Annotated in this window: 11 protein-coding genes; 2 read left to right on the plus strand and 9 right to left on the minus strand. The window is 53.6% G+C overall.

What is annotated here, in order from left to right; genetic code table 11:
- Positions 1-111: 111 nt before the first annotated feature.
- From dedD to pdxB, 7 genes are all read right to left on the minus strand, one after another.
- Entirely contained in the window at positions 112-774 is a 663-nt protein-coding gene (gene dedD / locus AACS80_RS18160) for a cell division protein DedD (RefSeq protein WP_130207256.1), read from the minus strand.
- Positions 764-2,032, minus strand: a complete 1,269-nt coding sequence (gene folC, locus AACS80_RS18165) for a bifunctional tetrahydrofolate synthase/dihydrofolate synthase (protein ID WP_130207258.1) — start codon at positions 2,030-2,032, stop codon at positions 764-766. The genes dedD and folC overlap by 11 nt, the downstream gene beginning before the upstream one ends.
- Positions 2,033-2,105: 73 nt before the next feature.
- Positions 2,106-3,020 carry an acetyl-CoA carboxylase, carboxyltransferase subunit beta gene (gene accD / locus AACS80_RS18170; RefSeq protein WP_135410217.1) on the minus strand — a complete coding sequence of 305 codons (915 nt, stop codon included), beginning with the start codon at positions 3,018-3,020 and terminating at the stop codon, positions 2,106-2,108.
- A gap of 155 nt (positions 3,021-3,175) precedes the next feature.
- The gene (locus tag AACS80_RS18175; protein WP_130207260.1) at positions 3,176-3,823 is read right to left on the minus strand and encodes a DedA family protein; all 648 of its coding nucleotides are present in this window, start codon (positions 3,821-3,823) and stop codon (positions 3,176-3,178) included.
- 82 nt (positions 3,824-3,905) lie between these two features.
- Positions 3,906-4,718, minus strand: a complete 813-nt coding sequence (gene truA, locus AACS80_RS18180; protein WP_001283597.1) for a tRNA pseudouridine(38-40) synthase TruA — start codon at positions 4,716-4,718, stop codon at positions 3,906-3,908.
- Positions 4,718-5,731: an aspartate-semialdehyde dehydrogenase gene (locus tag AACS80_RS18185; RefSeq protein ID WP_130207262.1), complete on the minus strand. Its 1,014-nt coding sequence runs from the start codon at positions 5,729-5,731 to the stop codon at positions 4,718-4,720. Before AACS80_RS18185 ends, truA begins: the two co-directional genes overlap by 1 nt.
- Before the next feature lie 65 nt (positions 5,732-5,796).
- The gene (pdxB, locus tag AACS80_RS18190) at positions 5,797-6,933 is read right to left on the minus strand and encodes a 4-phosphoerythronate dehydrogenase PdxB (RefSeq protein ID WP_130207264.1); all 1,137 of its coding nucleotides are present in this window, start codon (positions 6,931-6,933) and stop codon (positions 5,797-5,799) included.
- A 99-nt stretch (positions 6,934-7,032) separates the two neighbouring features.
- Between pdxB and flk the strand changes: the two genes are divergently transcribed.
- Positions 7,033-8,025 carry a flagella biosynthesis regulator Flk gene (gene flk, locus AACS80_RS18195; protein ID WP_131162049.1) on the plus strand — a complete coding sequence of 331 codons (993 nt, stop codon included), beginning with the start codon at positions 7,033-7,035 and terminating at the stop codon, positions 8,023-8,025.
- Here the strand turns inward: flk and AACS80_RS18200 are convergent.
- Together AACS80_RS18200 and fabB are read right to left on the minus strand one after the other, a co-directional pair.
- The gene (locus tag AACS80_RS18200) at positions 8,022-9,200 is read right to left on the minus strand and encodes an MFS transporter (protein ID WP_130207268.1); all 1,179 of its coding nucleotides are present in this window, start codon (positions 9,198-9,200) and stop codon (positions 8,022-8,024) included. The two genes, flk and AACS80_RS18200, sit on opposite strands and share 4 nt — an antisense overlap.
- 265 nt (positions 9,201-9,465) lie before the next feature.
- Positions 9,466-10,686 carry a beta-ketoacyl-ACP synthase I gene (fabB, locus tag AACS80_RS18205; RefSeq protein WP_000817178.1) on the minus strand — a complete coding sequence of 407 codons (1,221 nt, stop codon included), beginning with the start codon at positions 10,684-10,686 and terminating at the stop codon, positions 9,466-9,468.
- 158 nt (positions 10,687-10,844) lie between these two features.
- Between fabB and mnmC the strand changes: the two genes are divergently transcribed.
- A complete protein-coding gene (mnmC, locus tag AACS80_RS18210; protein WP_135410218.1) occupies positions 10,845-12,851 on the plus strand; it encodes a bifunctional tRNA (5-methylaminomethyl-2-thiouridine)(34)-methyltransferase MnmD/FAD-dependent 5-carboxymethylaminomethyl-2-thiouridine(34) oxidoreductase MnmC in 2,007 nt (668 codons plus the stop codon).
- Positions 12,852-13,030 lie beyond the last annotated feature (179 nt).

Consider the following 13,030-nt stretch of genomic DNA (forward strand, 5'->3'; position numbering starts at 1 on the left):
TCACATCAGGCAACGGCTGTCGGATGCGGCGTAAACGCCTTATCCGACCTACGGTTCTGCTCCAGCACAGGCCTGATAAGACGCGCCAGCGTCACATCAGGTAAAACCGTATTAATTCGGCGTGTAGCCCATAACCACGCCGCTCAAACCAGAGATCTGCTTCAGTTCGCCAAGCGATCCTTTCAGCTTATCTTTTGAGGCATCTGGCCCCACGAGAATACGGGTGATTTTACCCTGCACTGGCGTTGACGGCGAAGTATAAACCCGATATCCCGCGCCACGCAGCTTACCGACAATCTCATTCACTTTATCGGCATTTTTCAGCGCGCCCAGTTGCACAACATAGGCTTTACCCGTCGGCGCTGCCTTTTCTTCAACAACCGGCTTCGGTTCTGGCTTCGGCGGGGGCGGCACTTCAACCTTCGGCTTAGGCGGATCCACCGGTTTCGGTTTCGGTGGAGCGACCGGTGCAGGCTCCGGTTCAAACACGGTATTATTGGCCGCAATGGTTGTCGGATCGAGCGAAGGCGCTGCGGCATCACCTGCCCGCACCTCTTCTGCAGCGCCTTCTGGCGGCTGTGTCGGCAACGCCTGAGTGGCGGCTGGCATCATATCTGGTTCGTCACGATCGCCCGCTTTCGGCACCAGCGGGATCGCTGCAAACTCATCCTGATAATGTTTTTTCTGCCCATCAAGCAATCCTGGAAGCACAATAACTCCCAGAGCTACCAGCACAATAGTGCCAACTAACCGATTCTGAAACTTACTCGCCACCGCTTCTCCTCGCGTCAATCACTTCCATGACATGTGCGACCGTATGGAACGAACCACACACCAGCACGGTATCTTCCGGTTTAGCGTCCGCCATTGCGGCTTCCCATGCCTGCGCAACGCTATCGAATGGTTTGCCGTTCCCCAGATGCTCAAGCAGTTGTGCTGCCGTGGCACCGCGCGGCCCTTCCAGTGGCGCACAATACCAGTCATCAACCACGCTTTTCAACCAGGCCAGTGTTCCGGCAATATCTTTATCATGTAGCATACCGATAACCGCCAGCACGCGCCCGTTTTTCGGTAACGCTTTCATGCGTCCGGTAAGATATTCCGCCGCATGAGGATTATGGGCGACATCAAAAATAACGCGTGGCGTCTCGCTCACAATCTGGAAACGTCCAGGCAAAATTGCGCTGGCGATACCGTCGCGAATTGCCTTTTCACTGACTTCCAGGCCGCTGGCACGCAGTGCCGCCAGCGCCGTTGCGGCATTCGGTTGCGGGACAAGTGGCAACGGTAATCCCGCCAGCGTGCCGTGAGCATCGGTAAATGACCAGTCATGGTCAGTGACGGAATAATTCCACTCAACGCCACAACGTTGCAACAGTGCGCCTTTCTCCTGTGCTACATCGGCAATGGTGTAAGGCATTTCCGGTTCACCGACGATTGCCGGTTTTTCGCTGCGGAAGATCCCCGCTTTCTCACGACCAATGCTTTCACGATCTGGCCCCAGCCAGTCGGTATGATCCAGCGCGATACTGGTCACCACGGCAACATCAGCATCGACAATGTTAGTAGCATCCAGACGACCGCCCAGACCTACTTCCAGAATCACCACATCGAGTTGCGCCTCTTTGAACAACCACAATGCCGACAGCGTACCGTATTCAAAATAAGTCAGAGAAATATCGCCGCGCTCGGCCTCAATCTCGGCAAAAGAAGCCGTATGGGCCGACTCCGCCAGTTCTTTGCCCTGTATACGAACGCGCTCGGTATAACGCACCAGATGCGGCGAACTGTAGACCCCCACCCTGTACCCTGCCGCCATCAGAATCGACTCCAGCGTACGGCAGGTCGTGCCTTTGCCATTAGTTCCCGCTACGGTAAACACAAACGGTGCAGGTTTAAGGACGCCAAGACGCGCCGCAACCTGGCTGACGCGATCAAGGCCGAGATCGATAGTTTTACTGTGCAGGTTTTCCAGATAAGAAAGCCACGAAGCCAGAGGCGACGCGGCTTGAGGAGTGCGTTTGATAATCATGGTATCCGCTGATTCGTTACGGGGAAAATAAATAGCAAAAGGGCAGAGCCAGTGGCCCTGCCCTTATCAGTTATCAGGCCTCTGGTTCCTGATCCGACACCGGTGGCACCACTTCGCCTTCACGCGGCGCATCAGGATTAGGCGCTGGCAGATTCATCAGCTTCGCCAGAATGCTCGCCAGTTTCAGGCGCATTTCCGGTCGACGGACGATCATATCGATGGCGCCTTTCTCGATCAGGAATTCACTGCGCTGGAATCCTGGCGGCAGTTTTTCGCGAACGGTCTGTTCGATAACGCGCGGACCGGCAAAGCCGATTAACGCTTTCGGTTCAGCAATATTGAGATCGCCCAGCATCGCGAAGCTTGCAGAAACACCGCCCATAGTCGGGTCGGTCAGTACAGAAATGTACGGTAACCCGCGCTCCTGCATTTTCGCCAGTGCCGCAGAGGTTTTCGCCATCTGCATCAGCGACATTAACGCTTCCTGCATACGTGCGCCACCAGAAGCGGAGAAGCAGATCAGCGGGCAGTTATCTTCCAGCGCTTGCTCAACGGCACGCACGAAACGAGCGCCAACCACTGAACCCATTGAACCGCCCATAAAGGCGAATTCGAATGCCGCAGCGACAACCGGCATACCATACAGAGTGCCTTTCATCACCACCAGCGCGTCTTTTTCGCCGGTTTCTTTCTGCGCAGAGGCCAGACGGTCTTTATACTTTTTGGAGTCACGGAACTTCAGCACATCTTTCGGCTCAAGCTCGCTACCCAGCTCCACAAGGCTGCCTTCATCTAACAAGCTATGCAGGCGGTTACGCGCCGACATACGCATGTGATGGTCACACTTCGGACAGACCTCAAGATTACGTTCCAGTTCAGCGCGGTATAAAACCTGACCGCAGCTATCACACTTAGTCCACACACCTTCAGGAATGCTCGCCTTGCGGGTGGGAGTAATGTTGCTTTTAATTCGTTCAATCCAGCTCATTAGGGACCTTTCTGTCTGAACCTGGTTCGATGCCAGTTTTATCTTTGGGGACGCATAATGCCATTTTTGCCCCCAACAGACCATGAATGTTGCACATTAAAACATAACAGCCCGAAACTTTGGATAAAAAAGTGGTCGAACCGCGGAGTTACTTTTTATTTTGCAGCGCGTTTGTGACGAATAAATTCGAAAACCCCAGGCAATATTGAAACAAAAATAATGCCAACAATCATCAGTTTAAGGTTACTCTGAATGAAGGGGAGCGTGCCGAAGAAATAACCTGCGTAGGTAAAAATCAGTACCCACAACAGTGCACCAATCACGTTAAAAGCGGCGAAATGACGATACGACATGTGACCCATTCCCGCAACGAACGGCGCGAACGTTCTGACGATCGGTACAAAACGGGCGAGAATAATTGTTTTGCCGCCATGTCTCTCGTAAAACTGATGAGTCTTATCAAGATAACTACGACGAAAAATTTTCGAATCCGGATTACTGAACAGTTTGTCACCAAATAACCGCCCAATGGTGTAGTTGACCGCATCACCCACAATTGCAGCAATCAACATCAGTACCACCATCATATGGACGTTGAGATCATTAGTCTCCAGAGATGCCAACGCGCCAGCGACAAACAGCAACGAATCACCAGGCAGGAATGGCGTTACCACAAGCCCGGTTTCACAGAACAGAATCAAAAACAGAATGGCATAAACCCAGACGCCGTACTCTGCGACCAGTTCCGCCAGATGCACATCAATATGCAAAATAAAATCGATGAGGAAATAAATCAGGTCCATAATTGCCTATGCCTTGTACTCTTCATTTCTCAGGCTGTAACTGCATTGGCTACAGCCTGAAATTTTTAGAGCATTATTCTCATTAGTCCGCCAGAAACAGCGGGCCCATTGGCGGTTTTGGAAGATCAAATCGGTCAGGGTAATCTACCGCAACCAGATACAGCCCTTCCGCTTTCGCCGTTGCTGCCGCCAGCGTTCTGTCCTTTGCCGCTAACAGCTCTGCTATCCAACTCTCTGGCTGGTTGTGGGCGCCTACTTCCATCAGGCTACCGACAATATTCCTCACCATATGATGTACAAAGGCATTCGCTTTGATATCTACCACCACATAAGGACCATGTCGCGTGACGTTAATATGCATAACGTTGCGCCACGGCGTTCGGGACTGGCACTGCACCGCGCGAAATGAGGTGAAATCATTCTCGCCCAACAAGCATTGCGCAGCCCGATGCATCCGTTCGGCATCCAGCGGTTCGTAGAAGTGGGTCACACCTTTACTCAGCACTGCCGGGCGCAGCCGATGATTGTAGATGATGTAGCGATAACGGCGAGCCGTGGCGCTAAATCGGGCATGAAAATCATCAGGTACAGCTTTAACCCAACGCACGGCGATGTCACCAGGTAAATTCGCATTTACGCCTAATGTCCACGCGGCGTCTTTGCGCTGCGCGGTGGTTTCGAAATGCACTACCTGCCCGGTGCCGTGTACGCCTGCGTCAGTACGCCCGGCGCAGAAGACGGTGATGGGCTCGTTCGCCACCTGGGAGAGCGCCTTTTCCAGCTTCTCCTGCACACTGCGGACTTCGTTCTGCCGTTGCCAGCCGTAATACCTACTGCCGTCGTACTCAATGCCCAGCGCAATTTTATAAACTGGCGGTTGTTGCTGGTCGGACATTAGTACAGATACTCCTGCACCAGTTTCTCGGCGATTTTCACTGCCATCAGTGCGCCGCCAAAACGGACGTTATCGGCCACCGACCAGAACTGGATTTGCTCTGGAATACCGTAATCATTGCGCACGCAGCCCACAGAAAGATGCGGCGTACCGGAAGCGTCACCCACCTGAGTAGGAAACTCGTTCTCTTCAGAGAGCACAATATCTTCGCCCTGGGTAAAGGCATCACGCGCTTCTTCTGCCGCCAGCGGACGCAGAGCTTCAAAGTTGACCATCTGAGCGTGACCGTAAAATACTGGTGCCTGCACGACGCTTGCCGAAATCATCAGCCCTTCGTCCTGCATGATTTTGCGCACTTCATCGACGATACGACGTTCTTCACGCACGCTACCTTCCCTGTCCGGCAGTAACGGCAGCATGTTGAACGCCAGCTGACGTCCGAAGAAATCTTCTTCGTCAATCGGAATGCCGTTGAGCAATTTCGCACTCTGCCCCGCTAACGCATCGACCGCTTTTTTGCCCTGGGCGGAGGCTGAAATCAGGCTGGTAACGCTAATACGCGACAATCCGCCCTGATCGATTAACGGTTTCAGAGAGGCCAGCAGCTGGCTGGTCAGGCTGTCCGGTACGGCGATAACATTACGGTTACGGTAATCAGCAAGTACAAACGGGTTTACTTCCGGCACCACCAGCGGTACGTCTGGTTCGAGAGCAAACAATCCGCTGCTGTCGATAACCAGGCAGCCTGAGTTGGTTGCTTCTTCAACCCAGGTCGCGGTCGCTTCTTTGCCTGCGACAAAAAACGCCAGTTGCGCCTGCGTCCAGTCAAATTCGGCAGCATCCTGCACGGTGATTGTCTTACCACCAAAGCGCAGATGTTCGCCTGCGCTTTCGTTACGTGCCAGTGCATAAATTTCCCCAACCGGGAACTGACGTTCAGCCAGCGTTTCAATCAGGGCTTCGCCCACAGCGCCAGTTGCGCCCAGGACGGCAATGTTCCAGCCTTCAGACATGGTGGTTTACTCCAGAAAATGCAAAGCTCCCTGCCTATGTTACAGCAGAGAGCATGAAGAAGAGATTAACGAGCCGGATGATGAACGGCGTTAAAACCCAGTTTACACAGTAATGATGCCGCACTGGCGTCATTACAAATCACATACAGAGACGACCATTCACGGCGCTCAAGGTAATTTTTGCGCAGTTTATCGAACTCACCCGGTATTCCGGCGACTTTACGCAACGGCGCATCGTCGCGGCGCACATCATACACCAAATGCACCAGCCTTTTTAGCGTCGGCTGATCGAGCGGACCATGCAGCGTAATGCGGCCAAACTCCGGCGCGGGCAGTAAAGTATCCAACGCCACGTGCTGTTCATGACCAATAAACTTGCTGTAGGCTTCAAACACTTGCGTTGTGCCACGCGCTTTACCTTCGAGGGTGTAGCCCGCGATATGCGGCGTGCCGATATCCACTTTTTGCAGCAGCTCGACGTTGAGTTCTGGCTCGCCTTCCCAGACATCCAGCACCACGCTTAACTTCTGACCTTCATTCAGGCAGGTTAGCAGTGCCGTATTATCGACAACGGCACCACGGCAGGCGTTAATCAGAATTGCCCCCGGCTTCAGGCTGCGAATCAGTTTTTCATCCGCCAGATGCCGCGTTTTGTACGGACCATCTTTAAAGAGTGGAGTATGGAAAGTCAGAATGTCTGCCTGCGCGACCAGTTCATCAAGAGGACGGAAATCCCCCTCATCCCCACGATCGGCGCGAGGTGGATCGCAAAGTAAGGTTTTGATCCCCCACGCTTCCAGCCGCGCCTGTAAACGTCGCCCGACGTTGCCGACGCCCACGATCCCCACGGTACGCTCGTGCAGTGAAAATCCATCGCGTTCGGCGAGCATCAGCAGTGACGAGAAAACATATTCCACTACCGCAATCGCATTGCAGCCAGGTGCAGCAGAAAAACCAATTCCCGCCTGCTTTAACCACGCTTCATCGACATGGTCCGTCCCCGCGGTCGCGGTGCCAATAAATTTTACTGGTTTTCCTGCCAGCAAAGATTCATTCACTTTCGTGACCGAACGCACCATCAAAGCATCTGCATCATCCAGTTCAGCAACTGGAATTGGACGCCCCGGAACCGCTTTCACCTCCCCCAGACGACTAAATAATTCGCGGGCATAAGGCATATTTTCATCAACAAGGATTTTCACGTTTGTGGTACCTGTATGAGAACGAGAGTTAACCGGACAAGTGTGCCATAATCTCGCGGCCAGGCATACTTGCGATGATTTCAGGTATAAGGATACGTAATGATACAACCAATTTCCGCCCCTCCTGGGCAACCACCGGGTCAGGGGGATAAACTGTCGTCTGGCGCAGGCAATCAGCCTTTATCCAGCTTGCAACGTACAGTGCTGGAAAGTTTGATAACCAAAGTGACTTCGCTGACGCAACAGCAGAGCGCGGAATTGTGGGCTGGTATAAAGCACGACATCGGTCTGCCGGGTGATTCACCGTTACTTTCACGCAATTTCCCCGCCGCAGAACAAAACCTTGCACAACGTTTACTGGCCGCGCAAGAAAGCCATTCTGTCCGCCAGCTTTTGGCGCAATTGAGCGAGTACTTACGGCTGGGGAATAATCGTCAGGCGGTCACAGATTACATTCGTCATAACTTTGGTCAGACGCCGCTGAATCAACTCTCACCGGAGCAATTAAAAACCGTCCTGACGCTGTTACAGGAAGGGAAGATGGTTATCCCGCAGCCGCAACAGCGCCAGGCGACTGATCGCCCTTTGCTACCGGCAGAACACAATACGCTTAAGCAACTGGTGACTAAACTCGCGGCGGCAACAGGAGAACCCAGCAAACAGATTTGGCAATCTATGCTGGAACTTTCTGGGGTAAAAAATGGAGAGTTGATCCCGGCCAAAATGTTTACCCACCTGGTTACCTGGTTGCAGGCACGCCAGGTGTTAAGTCAGCAAAATACACCGACACTGGAGTCGCTTCAGATGGCGCTAAAACAGCCACTGGATGCCAGCGAGTTGACAGTATTATCGAGCTATGTTGAGCAAAAATATGGCCTTTCTCAGCATTCAGCCCTGACTTCCGCACAGGCCGAGGATATCCTCAACCAGCTTTATCAACGGCGGGTGAATGGGATTGAACCGCGAGATATTCAACCGTTGCTCAATCCCTTTACGCCATTCATTAACACGATGCAAGAAATGGCCATGCGCCCCAGCCTGTGGATATTGCTGACCGCCATCATCGTGATATTGGTCTGGTTATTGAGTTAACCACGACGAAATGACAGTATCGTCACGATAATCCCCAGCACCGCCGATATCGCCCCGGCAAGGAATACCGACGAGTAGCCAAATGTGGTCGCCAGGACACCTGCCAGTGGCCCGGAAACACCGAGGGCGATATCCTGAAACGCCGCATAACCGCCGAGCGCAGTACCGCGAACCTGAGACGGAACGCGCTTAACCACTTCCACACCAAGCGCCGGGAAGATAAGTGAACACCCTGCCCCGGTTAACGCCGCACCGGCTAACGCCACCCACGCGCCAGGCGCTTGCCAGAGCAGCAACAAACCTACCGTTTCGACAAGCAAAGAGACAATCGCCACTTTCACGCCGCCAAAACGGTCTGGCATCCAGCCGAACATGACGCGCATCACGACAAATGCGCCGCCAAATGCGGTGAGTGTAAAACCTGCCATCGCCCATCCTTTGCTGGCAAAGTAGAGCGATACAAAGGTTCCGATAACCGCAAAGCCAACGCCCTGAAGCGCCAGACCAAGACCCGGTTTCCAGATAAGTCCGACAACGCTCCACAGTGATGGACGTTCTCCCGCCATTGCCGGTACTTTGCGTACTGTGCCGTTACAAGCCCACGCCAGCAGGGGCAATGCCATTGTCGTAAGCGCCAGTGCGGCAAAACCGTAATGGCTATGAATCAACAAGCCAAGCGGTGCGCCCACCGCCAGTGCGCCATAAATCGCCATTCCGTTCCACGACATCACTTTGCCTGAGTGTTTTGGCCCGACAATGCCCAATCCCCAGGTCAAAGCGCCCGTCAGTAACTGGCTTTCGCCAAAACCAAGAATCAAACGCCCGACGACCAGCAGGGCAAATTTAATTGGTGCGGAGACAGGCAAAAGCGCCGCCAGCAGCAGCGCGCCGCCAGCCAGACCACAGGCGAACATGCCCTGAAGCGCCGAACGTTTTGCACCATATTGATCGGCCAGTCGTCCGGCGTAGCCACGCGTCAGCACCGTAGCCAGAAACTGAATGCCGACGGCAATCCCGACCATGGTGTTGCCATAGCCCAGTTCATGATGAACAAACAGCGGGATAACCGGCAACGGCAGCCCTACGGTCATGTAAGTTAGAAAAACCGCAAAAGCGATGCGGAAGAGCGAAAAATTGGCAGAAGATCGTGTTTCTGTTTGGCTTACAGCAGTCATGCATTACTCCAGAATGCAGCGCAAGGCGAGGAGTCTCCCCGTCTCATCTCTCTGGTTTTCAGGGTTACGGTGCGTTGGCAGGATTTAACGCGTACGTCTTTTCAGAAGGAAATCGACAAAACGGGAAGTTTGCCTGGAACAGGCGGCGATTGTCAATGATGTGAAAAAGGGAACCATCGGGTTCCCTTTTGCGTTAGTGCCGGATGCGACATTGCCGCGTATCGTCGGATGCGACGCTGACGCGTCTTATCCGACCTACTCCGAATTAATCTTTCAGCTTACGCATTACCAGCGTGGCGTTGGTGCCGCCGAAGCCGAAGCTGTTAGACATCACGGTGGTCAGTTCGCGATCGGTCGTTTCGGTCACGATGTTCAGACCCGCAGCCTGCTCGTCCAGCTCTTCAATGTTGATGCTCGGGGCGATAAAGCCGTGTTCCAGCATCAGCAGAGAGTAGATAGCTTCCTGCACACCCGCAGCGCCCAGAGAGTGACCGGTCATTGCTTTGGTTGCAGAAATCGCCGGGCTCTTATCGCCGAACACTTCACGGATAGCCGCCAGCTCTTTCACGTCGCCAACCGGAGTCGAAGTACCGTGGGAGTTCAGGTAGTCGATTGGGGTATCAACACCGTGCATCGCCATCTTCATGCAGCGCACTGCGCCTTCGCCAGACGGAGCAACCATGTCTGCGCCATCAGACGTTGCGCCGTAGCCAACGATTTCAGCGTAGATATGAGCACCACGTGCCAACGCGTGTTCCAGTTCTTCGACCACCACCATACCGCCGCCGCCAGCGATAACGAAACCGTCACGGTGAGCGTCATAAGTACGGGAGGCTTTTTCCGGGGTGTCGTTGTATTTGGTAGACAGCGCGCCCATTGCGTCGAATTCGCAGGCCATTTCCCAGCACAGCTCTTCGCCGCCGCCGGCAAACACGATGTCTTGTTTGCCCAGTTGGATCTGCTCTACTGCGTTACCGATACAGTGTGCGGAAGTCGCACACGCGGAGCTGATGGAGTAGTTAACGCCGTGGATTTTGAACGGCGTGGCGAGGCAGGCAGAAACGCCAGATGCCATCGCTTTAGTGACCACATACGGGCCAACCGCTTTCAGGCCGCGCGGGCCGCGCATTGCGTCAGCGCCGAACACCTGGAAACGCGGAGAACCGCCGCCGGAACCTGCAATCAGGCCAACGCGCGGGTTATTCTGGTAAGCTTCCGGGGAGAGGCCAGCATCTGCAATTGCCTGCTCCATAGAAAGGAATGCATAAATGGATGCGTCGCTCATAAAGCGCACAACTTTGCGGTCAATGAGGCCAGTGGTATCCAGTTTTACGTTGCCCCAAACGTGGCTACGCATGCCGGAATCCTTCAGCTCCTGAGAGAAAGTGATCCCTGAGCGTCCTTCACGCAGAGATGCCAGGACTTCCTGCTGGTTATTACCGATGCTGGAAACAATGCCCAGGCCAGTAATCACTGCACGTTTCATTCAATACCTCTGTAAGTCGCACATAGAGTAAGTTTCGAATGCACAATAGCGTACACTTGTACGCCGAACAAGTCCGATCAGCCAATTAATAGAGAAATTTGCGCAGCCTGGCACACATCGCTAAGATCGAGCCACCGCCTGTAAGACGAGTAACTTACGTGAAACACTACTCCATACAACCTGCCAACCTTGAATTTAATGCTGAGGGTACACCTGTTTCCCGAGATTTTGACGATGTCTATTTTTCCAACGATAACGGACTGGAAGAGACGCGTTATGTTTTTCTTGGGGGTAACCAATTAGAGGCACGCTTTCCTGAGCATCCACATCCTCTGTTTGTGGTAGCAGAAAGCGGCTTCGGCACCGGATTAAACTTCCTGACGCTTTGGCAGGCATTTGATCAGTTTCGCGAAGCGCGTCCACAGGCGCAGTTAAAGCGCCTCCACTTTATAAGTTTTGAGAAATTTCCCCTCACCCGTGCGGATTTAGCGCTAGCGCACCAACACTGGCCGGAACTTGCGCCGTGGGCGGAACAGCTTCAGGCGCAGTGGCCTTTGCCCCTGCCCGGTTGCCATCGTTTATTGCTCGATGAAGGCCGCGTAACGCTGGATTTATGGTTTGGCGATATAAACGAACTGACCAGCCAACTGGACGATTCGCTAAATCAAAAAGTAGATGCCTGGTTTCTGGACGGCTTCGCGCCCGCAAAAAACCCGGATATGTGGACGCAAAATCTGTTTAACGCCATGGCACGACTGGCGCGTCCGGGCGGCACGCTGGCGACATTTACTTCTGCTGGTTTTGTCCGCCGCGGTTTGCAGGAAGCCGGATTCACCATGCAAAAGCGTAAGGGCTTTGGGCGCAAACGGGAAATGCTTTGCGGAGTGATGGAACAGACATTACCACTCCCCTGCTCCACACCGTGGTTTAATCGTACGGGCAGCCGCAAACGGGAAGCGGCAATTATCGGCGGCGGCATTGCCAGCGCGTTGTTGTCGCTGGCACTATTACGTCGCGGCTGGCAGGTAACGCTTTATTGCGCGGATGAGGCCCCCGCGCTGGGTGCTTCCGGCAATCGCCAGGGGGCGCTGTATCCGCTTTTAAGTAAACACGATGAGGCGCTAAACCGCTTTTTCTCTAATGCATTTACTTTTGCTCGTCGGCTTTACGACCAATTACCCGTTAAATTTGATCATGACTGGTGCGGCGTAACGCAGTTAGGCTGGGATGAGAAAAGCCAGCATAAAATCGCACAGATGCTGTCGATGGATTTACCCGCAGAGTTGGCCATAGCCGTTGAGACAAATGCGGTTGAACAAATTACGGGCGTTGCGACAAATTGCAGCGGTATTACTTATCCGCAAGGTGGCTGGCTGTGTCCGGCGGAACTGACCCGTAATGTGCTGGAACTGGCGCAACAGCAAGGTTTGCAGAATCGTTATAACCACCGATTGCAGAATTTATCCCGTAAGGATGATTGTTGGTTGTTGAATTTTGCAGGTGATCAGCAAGCGACGCATAGTGTAGTGGTACTGGCGAATGGGCATCAAATCAGCCGTTTCAGCCAAACGTCGTCTCTGCCAGTGTATTCAGTTGCTGGTCAGGTCAGCCACATTCCGACAACGCCGGAACTGGCAAAACTGAAGCAGGTGCTGTGCTATGACGGTTATCTCACGCCACAAAATCCGGCGAATCAACACCATTGTATTGGTGCCAGTTATCATCGCGGCAGCGAAGAGACGGCATACAGTGAGGAAGATCAGCTGCAGAATCGCCAGCGATTGATTGATTGTTTCCCGCAGGCACAATGGGCGAAAGCGGTTGATGTCAGTGATAAAGAGGCGCGCTGCGGTGTGCGTTGTGCCACCCGCGATCATCTGCCAATGGTAGGCAACGTGCCTGATTATGACGCTACACTCGTGGAATATGCGTCGCTGACGGAGCAAAAAGATGAGGCGGTAAGCGCGCCGATTTATGACGATCTCTTTATGCTTGCTGCTTTGGGTTCGCGTGGTTTGTGTTCTGCCCCACTGTGCGCCGAAATTCTGGCGGCACAGATGAGTGAAGAACCGATTCCGATGGATGCCAGTACGCTGGCGGCGTTAAATCCGAATAGGTTATGGGTGCGGAAGTTGTTGAAAGGTAAAGCGGTTAAGGCGGGGTAATCTGCTTTGGCATTGTTTGTCGGATGCGACGTGAACGCCTTATCCGACCTCGTGTGACCTGTAGGCCTGATAAGACGCAATAAGCGTCGCATCAGGCATGGTGCTCCCAATGTCGGATGCGGCGTGAACGCCTTATCCGACCTACGTGTGACATGTAGTCCTGATAAGACGCGGTAAGC

The organism is Escherichia sp. E4385 (genome assembly GCF_963883145.1).
Taxonomy (GTDB): domain Bacteria; phylum Pseudomonadota; class Gammaproteobacteria; order Enterobacterales; family Enterobacteriaceae; genus Escherichia.